General features: G+C 44.4%; 17 protein-coding genes. 8 read left to right on the top strand and 9 right to left on the bottom strand.

The features are described from left to right. Positions 1–117: 117 nt before the first annotated feature. The 5 genes from MARME_RS08135 to MARME_RS08115 all read right to left on the bottom strand — a co-directional run bounded on the left by MARME_RS08135 (position 118) and on the right by MARME_RS08115 (position 5,238). Positions 118–1,215 carry a DmpA family aminopeptidase gene (locus MARME_RS08135; protein WP_013660773.1) on the bottom strand — a complete coding sequence of 366 codons (1,098 nt, stop codon included), beginning with the start codon at positions 1,213–1,215 and terminating at the stop codon, positions 118–120. 25 nt (positions 1,216–1,240) lie between these two features. Next, on the bottom strand, positions 1,241–2,071 hold the full coding sequence (locus tag MARME_RS08130) for an ABC transporter permease (protein WP_013660772.1): 831 nt from the start codon (positions 2,069–2,071) through the stop codon (positions 1,241–1,243). Between the two features lie 9 nt (positions 2,072–2,080). Next, positions 2,081–2,965 carry an ABC transporter permease gene (locus MARME_RS08125; protein WP_013660771.1) on the bottom strand — a complete coding sequence of 295 codons (885 nt, stop codon included), beginning with the start codon at positions 2,963–2,965 and terminating at the stop codon, positions 2,081–2,083. Between the two features lie 11 nt (positions 2,966–2,976). Beyond that, positions 2,977–4,086 (bottom strand): ABC transporter ATP-binding protein, encoded by a 1,110-nt coding sequence (locus MARME_RS08120; RefSeq protein ID WP_013660770.1) that lies wholly within the window; start codon positions 4,084–4,086, stop codon positions 2,977–2,979. A gap of 87 nt (positions 4,087–4,173) precedes the next feature. Continuing rightward, the gene (locus MARME_RS08115; RefSeq protein ID WP_013660769.1) at positions 4,174–5,238 is read right to left on the bottom strand and encodes a polyamine ABC transporter substrate-binding protein; all 1,065 of its coding nucleotides are present in this window, start codon (positions 5,236–5,238) and stop codon (positions 4,174–4,176) included. A gap of 229 nt (positions 5,239–5,467) precedes the next feature. Here MARME_RS08115 and MARME_RS08110 point away from each other — a divergent pair, with 229 nt between their 5' ends. Beyond that, positions 5,468–6,343: a MurR/RpiR family transcriptional regulator gene (locus tag MARME_RS08110; protein ID WP_013660768.1), complete on the top strand. Its 876-nt coding sequence runs from the start codon at positions 5,468–5,470 to the stop codon at positions 6,341–6,343. Positions 6,344–6,409: 66 nt separating this feature from the next. Here MARME_RS08110 and MARME_RS08105 read toward each other — a convergent pair whose 3' ends face one another. Together MARME_RS08105 and MARME_RS08100 are read right to left on the bottom strand one after the other, a co-directional pair. Beyond that, positions 6,410–6,868 (bottom strand): RpiB/LacA/LacB family sugar-phosphate isomerase, encoded by a 459-nt coding sequence (locus MARME_RS08105; RefSeq protein ID WP_013660767.1) that lies wholly within the window; start codon positions 6,866–6,868, stop codon positions 6,410–6,412. A gap of 10 nt (positions 6,869–6,878) precedes the next feature. Next, a complete protein-coding gene (locus MARME_RS08100) occupies positions 6,879–7,661 on the bottom strand; it encodes a triose-phosphate isomerase (protein WP_013660766.1) in 783 nt (260 codons plus the stop codon). A gap of 277 nt (positions 7,662–7,938) precedes the next feature. Between MARME_RS08100 and MARME_RS08095 the strand changes: the two genes are divergently transcribed. The 7 genes from MARME_RS08095 to MARME_RS08065 are packed head-to-tail and all read left to right on the top strand — an operon-like array spanning position 7,939 to position 15,024. After that, positions 7,939–9,276, top strand: coding sequence for a four-carbon acid sugar kinase family protein (locus MARME_RS08095; RefSeq protein WP_148231094.1), 1,338 nt, complete (start codon positions 7,939–7,941; stop codon positions 9,274–9,276). Continuing rightward, positions 9,269–10,489, top strand: coding sequence for a RuBisCO large subunit C-terminal-like domain-containing protein (locus MARME_RS08090; protein ID WP_013660764.1), 1,221 nt, complete (start codon positions 9,269–9,271; stop codon positions 10,487–10,489). Before MARME_RS08095 ends, MARME_RS08090 begins: the two co-directional genes overlap by 8 nt. 35 nt (positions 10,490–10,524) lie before the next feature. Continuing rightward, the gene (locus MARME_RS08085) at positions 10,525–11,361 is read left to right on the top strand and encodes a phosphogluconate dehydrogenase C-terminal domain-containing protein (RefSeq protein WP_013660763.1); all 837 of its coding nucleotides are present in this window, start codon (positions 10,525–10,527) and stop codon (positions 11,359–11,361) included. 50 nt (positions 11,362–11,411) lie between these two features. Then, a complete protein-coding gene (locus MARME_RS08080; protein WP_013660762.1) occupies positions 11,412–12,392 on the top strand; it encodes a DctP family TRAP transporter solute-binding subunit in 981 nt (326 codons plus the stop codon). A 54-nt stretch (positions 12,393–12,446) separates the two neighbouring features. Further along, the gene (locus MARME_RS08075; RefSeq protein ID WP_013660761.1) at positions 12,447–12,968 is read left to right on the top strand and encodes a TRAP transporter small permease; all 522 of its coding nucleotides are present in this window, start codon (positions 12,447–12,449) and stop codon (positions 12,966–12,968) included. A gap of 2 nt (positions 12,969–12,970) precedes the next feature. Then, positions 12,971–14,236 (top strand): TRAP transporter large permease, encoded by a 1,266-nt coding sequence (locus tag MARME_RS08070; protein WP_013660760.1) that lies wholly within the window; start codon positions 12,971–12,973, stop codon positions 14,234–14,236. A gap of 29 nt (positions 14,237–14,265) precedes the next feature. Then, positions 14,266–15,024: a DeoR/GlpR family DNA-binding transcription regulator gene (locus MARME_RS08065; RefSeq protein WP_013660759.1), complete on the top strand. Its 759-nt coding sequence runs from the start codon at positions 14,266–14,268 to the stop codon at positions 15,022–15,024. 56 nt (positions 15,025–15,080) lie between these two features. Here MARME_RS08065 and MARME_RS08060 read toward each other — a convergent pair whose 3' ends face one another. Together MARME_RS08060 and MARME_RS08055 are read right to left on the bottom strand one after the other, a co-directional pair. Next, positions 15,081–15,479, bottom strand: coding sequence for a hypothetical protein (locus MARME_RS08060; protein ID WP_013660758.1), 399 nt, complete (start codon positions 15,477–15,479; stop codon positions 15,081–15,083). Positions 15,480–15,540: 61 nt separating this feature from the next. After that, entirely contained in the window at positions 15,541–16,518 is a 978-nt protein-coding gene (locus MARME_RS08055) for an IS110 family RNA-guided transposase (RefSeq protein ID WP_013660757.1), read from the bottom strand. Positions 16,519–16,618: the final 100 nt, after the last annotated feature.

The following is a 16,618-nucleotide window of genomic DNA, read 5'->3' as shown; positions in this document are numbered from 1 at the left end:
GTTCAAAGCATCCTGCTTTGTGAATTGGCAGTTATTCTATCGGCAAGCCAAAAGGAATGGTAGTGTTTTCTTACCCCATTCCTATGGCGACTCAAAGAAGAAAATCTCGGTAAAAAACTAACTCATCACACGGGAAGCGGACACAAATTCGCAGAGTTTTTGTGTGTCGATGGCTCTGCACACTTCACTTTCGGCCATTTTAAAGACAGGCACATCGTCGGCGGCAAACATGGCGTTGATGACCGCTTCTTCAATGGATTCCACCACAGCAAGGTAGAAATCGTCAAATTCCTCATCGTTAAGGTAGTCCATCGTTTGGTGTGATTCACTCAATTGCGGCATGTTTTTAGAATTTGCCGTACTGAACGCTAAAAATATATCACCGGAATTATTGCCGCCGGGTGAGCCATTACGCCCAATGCCTATCGCGGCACGTTTCGCCATGCGTTTTAATTGATGAGGGAGCATGGGCGCATCCGTTGCAATAACAACAATGATAGAGCCTTGTTCATGCAAAGGGTGAATAAGGTTTTCGTTGTCATGCAGCCCAAACGGAGCACCGAGCACGTTAAACCATTTTCTAACCCCGTGATTGGCCTGAACCAAAGCCCCGACGGTGTATTCACGATCATCAACCTTAATGAGTCTTGATGAACTTCCAGTGCCACCTTTGTAATCATAGGCGATCATCCCCGTTCCACCGCCAACGTTGCCCTCTTGAATCGGACCACTTTGCGCATCATCAAGGGCATCTTGTGCATCTTGTTCAGTTACGTGCATCGCATTGATGTCGTTTAAGATCCCATCAAAGGTTTCTGCGACCACCGGCATCGCCCATAAATGATGCTCTGTCCACGCTTCTTTATACTGATTGATTGTCCATTTCACGGCAGCGTGATGGGTAATGCCGACAGCATGAGAATTTGTGATCATGATCGGGCCTGTAAAGTACCCCCCATCTTGAATCCAATGAGTTCCGGTCATTTCTCCATTACCATTTAATGCATACATTCCTGCCCAAACAGGCTGCGGCGTGTTGCTTCTTCCGCGAGGTAAAATGGCCGTAACGCCCGTTTGTTTTTGCGATGAGTTTTCGTGATCAATCAGTGTTTTGTATCCGACTTGGACCCCTGCTACATCGGTAATATTGTTATTCGCGCCTGTTTTCCCTGAAAAAGGCAAACCCATTTCACGAGCTCTTAATTTCGTTTTCATAGATACATCCTCAAGAAAACTGAATTCAATTAACTTTCTTTGAACGGAAGTAGATTCCAGCACTGGCGACGACCACCGAGAACAACAACATCATGGTAGCGATGGCGTTAATTTCGGGTTTAATGCCTCGGCGAATCATACTGAGAATAAACACAGGTAGCGTCGTTGAATCGACACCACTGATAAAGTAAGTAATAACAAGATCGTCCATCGAGATGATAAAGCTGAGTAAGGCGCCGCCGACGACACCCGGCAAAATTAGCGGCAATGTCACCTTTCTAAACGTGGTTATTGCATTGGCTCCCAGATCTGAAGAGGCGTATTCAATATTGGATGACATCCCACTTAATCGCGCACTGACAACAATAAACACATAACTCGTCAAAAACGTACAGTGGCCAATAACAATGGTAGTGTTGCCAAGCGAAAATCCCGCGCCAATAAAAAACACTAAGAGCGCGATACCCAGTACGATGTCAGGCATCACCATAGGAACAAACATCAACATGCGATAAAAGCCTTGAAACTTAAACCGATACCGAGCAACCGCGAGCGCAGTCGATGTTCCTAGAACCGTGGAAATGGCCGTCGCACTGAGCGCAACAATTAAGCTGTTCACAACTGCGTTTAACAACTGATCAGTTGAATCAACATAGCTGGCACTGTCGTTCAAAGACGTCGAAAAGCCAAAGATGCTGCGATACCAATCTAAAGTAAACCCATCCCAAATCATGATATTGATCGGGTTTGCATTAAATGAATAAAGAACAATCAGTGCAACTGGCGCGTATAAAAAGATAAAAAATAGAACGCCATAGATAGATAACAGGCGACTCAATATGGATTTCTTGTTCATAAATGTCTCCTATAGAGCAATGGCACTGTTTTTAGCTTTGCGTAAATACCAAGCCAGAACGATCAACATAAAGAGAATAATCATCATGGATAATGCCGCTCCAAATGGCCAATTTCGCGCGTATAAGAACTGCTGCTCGATCATGTTTCCTATCATCAGCACTTTGGCACCGCCCAATAAATCAGGCACAACAAAGTTTCCTAGACTGGGGATGAACACCAAGATCGAGCCAGCAATAACACCGGGAAGCGTAATCGGTAGAATGACCGTTAAAAAAGTCTGTAGATGAGTTGCGCCTAAATCCTGCGATGCTTTGATTAAGCCTTTGTCTATTTTTTCAACATTGGTGTAAATGGGGAGAAACATAAACGGAATGAAGATATAAACCATACCGATGATGACCGCAGAACTTGAAAACATAATGTGCAAAGGCTCAGACAGCAATCCGGTACTCATTAGGAACTGATTTAAAAAGCCAGAATCTCTCAGAATAAGAACCCACGCATACAACCTTACGACCATACTTGCAAAGAACGGCAATGTAATCAGAAACATACACAACGCTTTACGCTTGGGTGAAAGCGTACTGACCCAAAACGCCGCAGGGTAGCAGATGATCAACGTTCCCAAGACCGTCATTAACGCCAACCCGATTGAGCGACCGAAGATCTCTAAATAAACAAAATCAAACTCTTCATAAAAACCGTTTGCCCAGCCAAAGATTCGGCCGTAATTCCAATGATAAAATGACCACTCCACCCCGCCATAAAGACCGGGCTCAAGCAAACTGTAGATTGCCATTATCAATAAAGGCCCGACAAAGAAAATGCCGAGAAACAATGTGGTCGGAGCTAAAAGAAACGCAAGAGTGAGATAAGACTTTGTCTGTTTCATAACCAGCCTCTCTAGGGATTCTTTTTGTTCGGGATGATATGAAGGCGCGAACGAGAAAAGAAAAGCCTTAAACGCTCTCCAATTTGTGCGTCAAAATCTTGATCACGTACTAGTGCTTTTACCGTCTTGCCATTATCCAGCTCACCCACCACTTGGAAATCCGTTCCTACAAAGGTGTTTTTTGTAACTCGAACGTCCAAAAATACGTCATCTGGATTTGTGGGTTTAGGGAACAAGTGCTCAGGGCGCAACAAAACGTCGACGGCATCTCCGACTTCGCCATTAAACATACTCTGATCCATGGCGATTTCAGCCCCTAACTCAAGGCTTGAGAAAGTAACACTCGTATCGTCCATTTTCGTTATGGTCACTTCGAACAAATTACTTTCGCCGACAAATTCGGCGACAAAACGACTTTTTGGCGTATTGTAGAGCTTCGCAGGCGCATCTACCTGCTCAATCTTGCCACCGTTTAACACCACCACACGATCTGACATCGTCAATGCTTCTTCTTGATCATGAGTAACGAAGATAAAGCAAATGCCTAATTCGCGTTGCAGCATTTTTAGCTCGTATTGCATCTTCAAGCGAAGATTTTTATCCAACGCTGAAAGAGGCTCATCGAGCAACAAAATTTTAGGTCTATTAATGATCGCTCTCGCCAGTGCGACACGTTGTTTTTGGCCACCTGACAATTGCTCAGGGGAGCGTGCTTCAATGCCAGACAAGCCTACTAACGTCAGCGCAGCAGCAACGCGTTTATTACGTTCGTTTTTTTCGACTTTCGCAATGTCTAGCCCATACCCAACATTGTCTCCCACACTTAAATGCGGGAATAAAGCATAAGATTGAAACACCGTATTAACAGGACGTTTATGTGCTGGCGACTTTAATAAGGATTCATCAACCAGCGCAATGTCTCCGGCATCGAGAGTCTCAAAGCCCGCGATAATATTGAGCAACGTGGTTTTTCCGCACCCAGATGGGCCGAGAAGCGTAATGAACTCAGATTCATCAATGGTTAGGTCTATGCCGTCTAGCGCGTTTATTATTCCGCCTTCCGGCGTAACAAATTGACGGAATGCCTTTTTTATTTGGAGAAGTGGCTGCCGGTTTGTCATTTACGTCTCGTTGGATGTCTCATTGAATAATTCAAACCCCTTTAGCAAACACCAAAGGGGCGGTGGAAATATAAGGCGACAGTACGATTATGATGTGCGAATTTTGGTCCACACTCGATCATACAACTTAATGCCTCGACCCAGCTCTTTAAACATTTGCAGCTTAGCCTTCATTTCTTTTGGTGGGTTGATGTTTGGATTGTCACGCAAATATGAAGGCAATAACTTGATCGCTTCGGTGTTCATCGACCCGTTGGTTTGCTGCTTAGTATTAAGTGCGGCAATCTCAGGCGTCATGAAAAACTCCATAAAGCGTTTCGCATTGGCTTTATTAGGTGCGCCTTTAAGCACACACATGTTTTCCTGATACATAGTTGCACCCTCTTCAGGAATAACATAAGCCAGTGTTTCAGGGTTATCAAAGACGTATAGCATCGCACCTACATACCATTGAGCTGCTGCGATGTCACCAGATTGCACCATTGGAATACTGTCGTATGTAAAAGCAGACACCTTGTCTTTCTTAGAGATCAAAAACTCTTGAGCGGATTTCAACTCATCTTTTTCGACGCTGTTTACACTCTTACCATCCATCATTAAGCCTACGCCTATAACTTCACGCATGTCATCCAGCATCGCAATGTTTTGGCCTTGATCAGGAAGTGCAAAAAAATCTTCCCAAGACGACAACTCGCTCACCTTGTTCTTGTTGTACAAAATCCCAACGTTACCCCATGCATAAGGCAAGCAGTACTCGCCTTTAGGGTCAGATTCTGCCGTTAAAAAAGAGGCGTCAATGTTTTTGAATTTAGGAGACTGGCTAATATCTGTTTTCTCAAGAAGGCTCAACTTAGCCATAATGTCTTGCATGTGAACAGACGGAAAAACAATGTCGTATCCTTTTGCGCCCGCTTGCAGTTTTGCCAGCATTTCTTCATTTGAAGAGTAAGTGTCTAACGTCACTTTTATCCCAGTTTCTTCTGTGAACTTCGTTAGAACTTCTGGGTTTATGTATTCTCCCCAGTTATATAGATTCAGCGTTTCGTCTGCGTAGGACATTGAGCTGAATGCAACAGACGTCGCAGCTAAACCCGCCATCGCGATTGATTTTTTGATTTTTCTACTCACTAACTTGGAACATAGCTTATTCATAAAATAATCCTTCGTTGGTTAAGATGACATCAACATTGACTAATTTTTATTCTAAGGAATGTTGTAATTCTTACAATATCAATTTATGTTAGTTTTCTAACATTAATATTTTCATAAAAAACAACGATTTATTTGGTATTGCATCTTTGTATCGAATTTTATGCACCAAAGAGTGAATTAGGTTATAACTTAATGCACCGAATAAATGCAGAAGCTAAAGTGAGGAGATATGGAAAATACTTTTTCGTCAAAGCCTGAGTACATAGCGACCAAAACAGCGCAAACCATACAAGCACTCATCCCCACTCTTAGCAATTCTGAAGCGCGGGTAGCGCAATACATTCTCTTGAACTTAGATTCCATTGCCTATGAAACCGGCGCATCGATCGCAGAAAAAGCCTCCGTTAGCCAGATAACCGTCAGTCGGTTTTTAAAGCGGGCCGGTTTTAAAGGAATCGCATCACTTAAGAGCACACTGCAAAAAGAGTTCATTCCCGTTCACCTCGATGCGTCAGAGGCAAACCTAAAAGAAAGCCGAAATAAAAATTCGGGGCAGCTCAAGAGTGAACTTCAAGCCATGGTACGATTGTACGAACAGTTTGAAACAGAAGAATGGGATACACTGGTTCGACGAGTAAGCGCAGCGAATAAAGTCTATGTCACCGGCTTTCAGAGTATTCGTGGTGCCGCCGAGGATTTTGCTCGGCGCTTATTACTGGCGAGAAACAACGTACAGTACCTTTCACCGCACGACGGTATGCTGGCGGAATGGATCGACTATCCAACATTAGGAGGCTCAAAGTACGATACTCTCGTTATCTTCGACGTTGTTCCCTACGCGGGAGAGAGTCAAAAGCTCTGTCAGCTTGCTCAGGAGTTGGGTATTCAGTTGGTCATCATCACCGATGAATTCTGTCATTGGGCAAGGCAATACAACGCGTGTTCCATTTATGCGAAATCAAAGTCTGGCTTGTTTTTAGAATCCACTTGGGGCTTGGTTCTGGCTTCAAACGTACTGGTTGATGCAGTGGCGAATAAATCGACAAAGGCCAACCAACGATCTAAAAGATGGCAAGACCTCTCTAAAGAGTTAAAGCTCTTTTAGAAAGGTCGAAGCCGATTACGGTGTCTTTTAAACAACACGCTAAAGAGTCCCTTCAATGAGAGACGCCTAAGAAAGCGCGTGATACTTGCTGTCTACCGCATTGATCGCTTTTACATTATTGGCAGAACGTCCATTTTCATCAAAGGCTTCCTGTAAAAATGCATCCGCGATGGATTTAGCCAACTCTTGACCAATAACACGAGCACCCATGGTAATAATTTGTGCATTATTTGAAAGCGCCGCGCGTTGTGCAGAATATGTATCATGAGTCAGCGCAGCACGAATACCCGGCACTTTACTTGCTGAAATCGATACACCAATGCCTGTGCCACACACAAGGATGGCTCTGTCGTATTCTCCTTTCAAAACCAAATTGGCCACTCGATCTGCTAGGTCAGCATAGTATTCTTCTGCACCAGTAGACGATACGGATTCATTTTTTACAGAGTACTTATCTTGCAAATAACTTACTAATAGGCTTGCGAGATCTGCCCCGGCACTGTCTCCAGCGATTGCAATTTTCATGCGCTTCTCCTTAATTGTTTTTGTTGGAATGAATAACTTGTGTACAGGCATTAATGATGTGTTTAAAACCGTCTACCTCCCACGCCGCACGGCCAATAAAAAGGCCGTCTATGTGTTCGCAGGCTGCGAGCTCTTTGCAGTTTTGAGCATTTACAGAACCACCGTAGAGACAAGCCACTTCGCGCTTTAAAAGGTGGTGAGCGTGAGCCTTTATTTCTTGATGTCTGGCATTCGCATAGCTTGGCGACGCCGACGTACCCTGTTCTCCAATCGCCCAGATAGGTTCGTAAGCGATTAACATAGGTGCATTACGCGCTTGTTCGGATAAGAACTGAAACGCCCCTTCAATCTGCTTCGCTAAATATTCACTGGCGCGACCACTCTCTTTTACGTCTAATGGTTCTCCGATACAGATGAGGGGGATTAAGCCGTGCTCTATGGCGGAGGCTACTTTGCGACCGACGAATTCATCCGTTTCACCAAAGAACTCTCTTCGTTCAGAATGCCCCAGCTCAACCAGATCCAATTGTGCGTCTTTAAGCATGAGTGGCGAGACTTCGCCCGTCCACGCACCGCTGGATTCCCAATGCATATTTTGAGCGCCGACTTTCACCGAACTCTGGCTAAGCTGGCTTTTTACTAAATGGATATAAGGAAACGGAGGAATGACAAAACGCTGAATGCGATCGTCACTCGGACTATCAAGCAGCGCTGTCGAAAAATCCAACGCTTCAGCGGAAGTCTTATTCATTTTCCAGCTGGTGCCAATCCAGAAGGTTTTAGGCGTGTGCATGTTTGTTATTCCTTTAGAGCGGCTTTCCGCTCCCTTTATCATGGATAAAAAACGTTCACCAGAGATCCAAATCAAAAACAGATCAACTAAATGAAGAAATCACCGAACATTTGATTATATAAAATCATTTCGATCATTTTTTCAATATTTTTAAAAATATATTTGATTATTTGTAATCTTTTGATTATTTTGATTCATATCGAATGTCTCTTTGAAGCAATAAAGAACACAAAGTACTGCACAAAAAATAAGAATAAGGATGAGAGTTGTGACCAAAATGAAAGAGCTAGCGTTTTATGGCGATGATTTCACCGGGTCTACCGATGTGCTTGAGAGCCTCAGCTTGCGCGGCAAAAAAACAGTGTTATGGCTACGCATTCCAACTTCTGACGAATTAAGCCACTTTGATGACTACGATTGCATTGGCCTTGCAGGAATAAGCCGAAGTAAAAGCCCTGAATGGATGTCTGCTGAATTGCCTGAGATTTTTCAGTTTTTAAGATCCGTACAGCCTAAGTATGTTCATTACAAGGTTTGTTCGACTTTTGATTCCAGCCCACAAAAAGGCAACCTGTCTAAAGCCGCAAAAATCGGTATTGAAATACTCTCGCCTAGCTGGACTTCGGTGATCGTCGGTACGCCTAAAATCAAACGTTACGTCTGCTTTGGCAACTTATTCGCAGACTTTAAAGGCACCAGTTACCGAATTGATGAACACCCTGTTATGGGTTGTCATCCTGCTACGCCCATGACCGAAGCAAATCTGATCAAACATATAAACACCTTGGACAAACTTGATTGCGTTTCCATGCCATTAACGCAATACCATACCGATTTGGCCAAACCCACTCTGCAACGCCACATAGACGAGAAAAAAGTCGTCGTTTTTGATTCCTATGATGAGGATTCCCATGCGTATGTGGGCGAGTTGATCAACACCTTCAGTCAAGAAGGCCTTCACTTCACGGTGTCGTCTTCAGGGTTTGAAGATGCGTTGTATTACCATCAGCCCATCAGCCAAACGAAGCAGGTAGAAAAAGCAAACACCATTTTGGCGCTGTCTGGTAGCTGTTCTTCCACAACCTCTACGCAAATAAGAGAGGCGGTTGAATTTGGTTTTTATGCCATTCCATTAGATCTTGAGCAAGCATGCTGCCCAATTCAACGGCAAACTTACTTAGAAGAAGTGACGTTACATTGCTTAAATCTGATTGCAAATAATCAATCACCGATTGTGTATTCATCGCTTGAAGAATCTCAACAAAGCGCTTCTTTAGACGGCTCTCTCAACGATCAGCAGCCCACCAGCGCTAAGCCTGAACAGTTTGATCGCTTACTCGGCGAGTTCTTGGGCGAATTAGCATTGAAGGTATTCCAAACAGGCAGAGTGAAGCGATTAGCCGTCGCCGGTGGCGATACTTCAGGCTATTGCATTCAAAGCTTAGGGCTCGATGCAATGACCTTTATTGCACCCTACTGTCCGGGCGTTCCTCTGTGCAAAGGGCATTCGAGCAACCCAGATATAGACGGCATTGAAGTCGCCTTAAAAGGTGGACAAATGGGCGATAAAGGGTTCTTTTGCGGGTTATTAACGGGGAAACAGCAACATGGATAAGTTTGTCGTTACCTATCGCGTCACCAGTCATCGTCCACTGTTACTCGTTGCCGAGAAAATTTGCAACGACCAAACAACAGGCACCTTTACCAAAATCCCAGAGCTGTCGGATTCTGGCACTCATTGCTTTACGGCTGAAATACGATCAATTGATGAAGGCTTCGACATCATTCACCAAGAGTATTCCGGGCTTATTCGTATCGCGTTTCCTGAAGACCTTTGTGGGTATGATTTATCGGCTATTTTTACGATTGCCTGTGGCGGAGTCTCGTCGATCAAGATCATTAAAACGCTCACCATTGAAGACATCAGCTTTAGCCCCAGTTTTATTGAGCATTTTAAAGGCCCTAAGTTCGGTATTGCCGGAACACTCAACAAACTCGGCTTAACTTCTGGCCCTATTATTGGTGGCATTCTAAAACCAAACATCGGGATTACTCCTTCGGACAGTGCCGATCTGGTCGAACAATTGGTGAGCGCCAATATCGATTTCATCAAAGACGATGAAAAGCTACAAAGCCCGCCGTATTCCCATGTCAAAAATCGCATTGACAGTATTCTCCCCATAATCGATAAGTGGCAACAAAAGCTCGGAAAAAAGGTCATCTACGCCTTTAACATCTGCCACTCAGACCTTGGCGAAATTGAGCGTAATCACGAATATCTGGTGAAACAAGGCGGAGACGCCGCCGTAATCAATGTTAATCAAATTGGTATATGCGGACTGGATACGCTTAACAAATACAGCGAAGTTATTTTGCATGCTCATACCAATGGCTTAGCGTTTAACGAGCGAAGCGACTGGGGCATATCTTTTCATGTCTGGCAGAAAGTATGGCGATTACTTGGCATAGATCATCTGCAAATCAATGGCATTGATGGAAAATACTGGCAAGACAACGATTCCGTCATAGAAGCCTTTCGCTCCACTGTTTCCCCTCTTGGAGAATTAACACCAACCTTGCCTGTATTTTGTTCAGGACAATGGGGCGGGCAAGTGCCTGAAACCTATCGTTGCACAGGCCAATCAACTGACCTTATGTATTTAGGCGGTGGCGGTATACACGGTCATCCGATGGGTGCTGTTGGTGGAGTGAAAGCCATTCGACAAGCATGGGATGCCAGCTTAAAAGATCAATCTTTAGAACAATATGCGTTAACGCATCCAGAATTAGCGCAAGCGATCACGTTCTTTAGCCAAAAGAATAAATAAAGACTTTAGCCAAAAAAATAAATAAAGGAGACGTTATGACAACAATATCTTTAATTGGCGCAGGCGGAAAAATGGGCATGCGCCTTTCTAAAAACTTACTGTCATCAGATTACCAAGTTAACCACGTGGAAATCAGCGAAGTAGGTCGCCAGAACCTAAAAGAACAGCTGGGCGTAGAGGCAATATCACCTGATGATCAAACCGCTGCATTGGAAAACTCGGATGTGGTGATTCTCGCGGTTCCCGATACCTTAATTGGAAAAATCGGCACACAAGTATGCGAGCATTTAAAAGCAGGCACCATGGTTGTTGTGCTCGATGCTGCCGCGCCATTTGCTGGGCATCTACCAAAGCGCGAAGATCTAACCTATTTCGTCACTCATCCGTGCCACCCCGTGATCTTCAACAAAGAGCTGAACAACGATGCCTTAAACGATCACTTTGGCGGACTGCACGCCAAACAAAGTGTGGTATCAACCTTGTTACAAGGCCCAAACAGCGCATGGGATCTTGGCGAAGACATTGCCAGAACCATTTATGCGCCAATCAAAAACTCATACCGAGTAACGCTGCATCAAATGGCCATGCTAGAACCTGGCCTGTCTGAAACCGTATGCGCGACCTTACTCACCGCGATGCGCCAAGCAATGGATGAAGTCGTTGCAGAAGGCGTGCCTTATGATTGTGCCCGTGATTTCTTGCTCGGTCACATGAATATCTTGTCGGCAGTCATCTTCGACGAAATCGAAGGACAGTTTTCAGATGCCTGCAATAAAGCCATCGATAATGGCCTTGGCAAGCTGCTTTACCCTGACTGGAAGAAGGTGTTTAACAAGGACGAATTGGCCCACAGCATTCAGTTAATCACGTAATACGTTTTATAAATTTAAGCCCAAACAAAAATAACAAAGAGGATAAATCCATGAAAACGATTAAATCTAACGTCTTTAAATGCATTGCTTTAAGCGCTGTTGTCCTATCGCCATTGGCGGTTGAAGCTAAGAGTTTAAACATTGCCTTTACACAAACGATGGATTCTCAATACGGCGCGGCAGCAAAAGCCTTTCAATCTGAGCTTGATAAACGAAGTAATCACGAATTTAAGGTTGATTTGAAGCCAGCGGGTGCATTGGGCGGCGAACGAGAAGTCATAGAAAGCCTGCAACTTGGCATCACTGCCATGACGATTTCATCGACCGGGCCACTAGGAAACTTTGACAAAGACGTGTATTTGTTCGATTTCCCGTACATTTTCAAAAGCTATGATCACGCCCATAAAGTATTAGACAGCAGTATTGGTCAAAATATGCTTAAGGGCTTATCCAACCATGGGATTAAAGGGTTAGCTTGGGGTGAAAACGGTTTCCGTCAGCTAACGTACAATGGCCCAGCCATCTTAAAACCGTCAGACATGGACGGCAATAAAATACGTACCATGGAAAACAAAGTTCACCTTGCGACATTTAAAAGCCTTGGTTCAGCACCCGTGCCAATGTCGTGGACTGAAGTGTTTACTGCGTTACAACAAGGTACGATCGACGGTCAAGAAAACCCGATTAACTTAGCGGTGACATCAAAGCTGTATGAAGTACAAAAACAAGCGTCCATGACGCAGCATTTTTACAGCCCTGCCGTCATCGCAATGTCTCAATCTTATTGGGATGGACTGTCTCAACAAGAACAACAGTGGGTGCAAGAATCGGCAAACGTCGCAGCTAAAGCCATGCGTGAATCACGCGCGAAACTTGAAGCAGAAGCGATGACCGAGCTGACAAAGCAAGGCATGACCATTCACACTGTTGATATCGAGCCCTTTATCGAAGCAACCGCACCGATCAGAAAGAAACTGGCAAGCGACATGGGGTTCACCCAACAGCTGGCTGACATTGAAGCAATGAATTAATCAAAACGAGGCTAACTGCATCTGCCGTTAGCCTTTTTTTAAGAGGATACTAACGTGACAAAATTTATTATTAAATTCAGTCGCCTTGTAACAAGCGTCGCAGTCAACACCTCTGCTTTGCTGATTGCTTTAATTGCTTTACTCGTGTTCTTTCAAGTCGTTACTCGCTTCGTGTTTGACTCCCCTTCTACTTGGTCTGAAATTACCGCAAGAATGATGATGGTATGGATGGTGTTCATCTCAATGGGTTGTGTCTTTAGTCGCGGCAGCATGATCACCATTAATTTTTTTGCTGATATTCTACCGGGACGGCTGAACACTTGGGCGCTTCGAATTGTTACCGCACTGGTGGTTGGCTTTCTTTTAATATTGATTTGGTATGGCTGGGAGATCGCAATAAGGGTTAAAAGTCAAAATGTCGCGATGCTCAATATTTCTGCCTTTTGGATGTATGTCAGCATCCCAATCGGAGCCATTTTAGCGCTACCTTCGGTATTAGAATGGCATCTGGTTAATGTAGAACAAAGTGAACCAGAAACACCTTCCGTTACCGCCACCCCTACCGCAGAGGTATAACCATGCCAACCGCTATTGTTACTCTCCTGTTTTCATTTATTGCCTTGTCTGTTCCGATCGCGGTAGCGATCGTACTTGCTTGCGCCATCGGCCTGTACTTTTTTAGCAACCTTCCCTTGATCATCATTCCACAACGCATGTTCTCAGGGTTAGACAGCTTCCCATTAATGGCCGTACCGCTGTTCATTCTTGCGGGAAACATAATGGGACAAGGCGGTGTGTCAAAGCGCCTCGTCACTTTTGCAAAATCTCTGGTGGGTAACATACAGGGCGGCTTGGCGATGGCATGTGTCATTACCAGTATGATCTTCGCTGCGGTGTCCGGCTCCAGTGTCGCAACAACCTACGCGGTCGGTGCCATTCTGTTACCCGCTATGATTCGCCACGGTTACCCCAAACCCATGGCAACGGCGATACAAGCCTCGTCAGCAAACCTTGGGATCATCATCCCCCCTTCTGTTCCGTTAATCATGTACGGGATCAGTACCAACACATCAATAGGTAAACTGTTTCTTGCAGCCATTGGTCCAGGGTTATTGATGGGCGCAGCACTTATCGCCATGGTCGTTATTTGGTGCCTAGTAACCGGTCAGGGCAAACACGATTCGGTTGATCGACAAAACCTCCTGACCTCATCAAAAGACGCGATACTCGCGCTGCTCATGCCCACATTGATACTCGGTGGAATCTACGGCGGTATCTTCACACCGACCGAGGCTTCTGCCATCGCCGTTATTTATGGTCTTTTCTTAGGCGTATTCGTTTATAAAGAAATCACCTTCAAGGACATACCCAAAATCCTTAAAGGCTCTGTGATCTCGACTACTTCGGTTATGTTGATCATTGCCGCTGCCTCTTTGCTGAGCTTTTTAGTCAGTCGCTCTGACTTACCACAAACCTTATCCGCCTACGCCAGTGACACGTTCACCACCAAATTGCAGTTTCTAATGGCGGTTAACTTATTGCTTCTTTTAGTTGGCATGTTTGTCGAAACATCCGCTTCAATTTTATTGCTCGCGCCGATCCTCACACCAATCGCCATTATGTTTGGTATCGATCCCGTGCACTTTGGTATCGTTATGGTCGTAAACTTGGCCATCGGAATGTTCACGCCACCGCTTGGTGTCACGCTCTTTGCAGCAAGCCAAGTTGCCGATATAGCAGTTGAAAAGGTCATATTGTCGACGCTCGTACCTTTGGGCACTTTGCTCTGTTGCTTGCTTATCATTACAATATTTCCTGAACTCACCCTTTTTTGGGTAAAATAGTCTTTTCGTTTTAAATAAAGGTCTTAGCTTTGAAAAAACAGCACCGGTACAAAGAAATTGTTGATTACCTCAAAGATACTAGCTTAGCGACGGTCGATGAGCTGGTTAACAAAATCGATGTTTCGCCTGCCACCATTCGAAGAGATTTAATAGACCTTGAACAGCAAGGCGCTGTAAGAAGAACCCACGGAGGGGTAACACTCAATAACTTCGTCGCCAAGCAACTCACGGTACAAGAAAAGAACACCCTATATACCGAAGAGAAACAAAGAATCGCAAAAGCGGCTGCAGAGTGCGTGACCGCAGGCAAAACCATCATCCTTGATGCGGGCACCACCACGATGGAGATTGCTAAAAACATCTCGCACATTCCATTAAGAGTGATCACGCCCGATCTCAGAATCGCTTTGTTTTTAAGTCAATTTAAACAAATCCAAGTCACCACGCTTGGCGGCGAGATTGACAGCTCTAGCCAGAGCTGTGTCGGCGAACACGCAAGACAGTTACTCAACTCCATCTACACTGACTTGGCGTTTATAAGTTGTAATTTTTGGAGCATGAAACACGGCGTATCCACACCGACCGAAGCAAAAAAAGCGCTCAAAGTCGACATGATCAACTGCTCAGAAAAAAGCATATTAGTGGCCGACAGTGGCAAATATAACGCCTTCTCCCTCTTCAAAGTGGACGATCTAGACGCATTTCATGAAATCATCACCGACGACGGCATGAATGAAGAAGACATCGAAGCCCTCGCCCCGCTCGCTGAGAAGTTCAAGATTGTCTAATAGCGGAGTCTGCACACAATCGTGAGGGGAAAACCTAAAAAAGCCACCAGATTTGCTTACTGGTATAACTCAAAATGTTCACCATCTAACCATGTTACTTGTGGAAGCTCACCTTGTTTAAAACAAATTGAATTGCCTGTTCTGGCTTCGAAAGGGAAAATGACACAGCTACCTTGAATTGCTGTAGCAGCTTCAGGGACTGCATAAATGCCTATGAGCTTGCCTGACAAATCTAAAAAGATAACCCGTTTACTCATACGCTGAGCGCTACCAAAAACAAATGAATAGTTATAAACCTGAAAAGCACCGGCTACTTTACCAAGCGGGCTAAACGTAGTGTTTTTCCCGCAAAACAAATTATCAGACTGAGCGCAAATATAATCATTCCCTGCGTTAGCAAACGAAGCAGTTAAAAAGAAAAATATGCCAATTAACAAAACGAAGAAGCGATTCAAGATATTACCTTTAATGCGGTTCAAGAATTAAAAGAATTAGGGTCAGATACCGTCTTGAATTTCAAGCATTGAACACTTTATTTTTGTCAAAAGGTTCATTGCTTTTAAGTACGCCATAGATGATATGAATTAGCTTACGCATCGCTGCGCCGATGATCACCATTTTGGTTTTGCCTTTCTTACTGAGTCGCTCTTTCAGTCCTTTAAGGGCTGGATTATATTTTAGTGCCACCATTGCTGGAAGAAAAAGCGATTTTCGTACATGTGCTGAACCTATCTTTGACATCGGCCCCCGACCTTTTATTGAGGTTCCCGATTGGTACTCACGAGGTGCAACCCCGCAAAATGAGGCTAACTTCTTAGCACTGGCAAACTTGTGAATAGCCGAAAAATAAGATAACACCGTTGCCATTGTCTTCGCACCAATGCCTGGAATTGAGAGCAAGAGTTTTTTCTTTCTCTTCAAATCTGGATCAAGATTAATATGGTCTTCAATCTCGCCACGTATGTTGTTGATGCGTTGTTCTAGCTCTTTAATATGCTGGTGAATATCGCCTTGCACAACCTCATCAGAGACGTCGAGTCGATTTACTTCTTGTTGCCTCATATCAATCAGCATATCGAGCCGTCTAACCATCGCTTTTAGCTGCCGAGTACTAAGGGGTTCCGGCTGCCAAAGATCAGGTAAAAGTGATTCACAGAACCGAGCGATGAGCGCAGCGTCTTGTTTATCATTCTTTATACGCAGCAGCTCACTTTGCGCAAAACCTTTTATTCGAGTTGGATTGACGACGCTAACCTTATGGTTTTGATCATACAAGTACTCAGCTAACGCATTTCCATAAACATTGGTGGCTTCCATGCAAGCATGTGTCTGTTCGACATCAAGCTGGTTTAGCCAATGAGTAAGTTTTTGGAAGCCTTCACGGTTATTTGTGAACGCTTTATGTTTCCATTTTCCAGAAGGTAAATGGAGCGCTACATCAAATTTCTTTTTTGAAATATCGATGCCGAGAGTGGAGGTGATGGATTGATTCATGTTTTACTAACCTTGTGAATACAGGCTTTGAATGCCTAAGATACCGTCCAGTAAGAAACAAGAAGGTGAGGGAATAATCTGACCCACAGGTTGAATCACC

Source organism: Marinomonas mediterranea MMB-1 (assembly GCF_000192865.1).
In the GTDB taxonomy this organism is placed as follows: Bacteria; Pseudomonadota; Gammaproteobacteria; order Pseudomonadales; family Marinomonadaceae; genus Marinomonas; species Marinomonas mediterranea.
The sequence above is the reverse complement of the archived record's forward strand: the minus strand, read 5'-3'. Positions and strand labels throughout refer to the sequence as shown.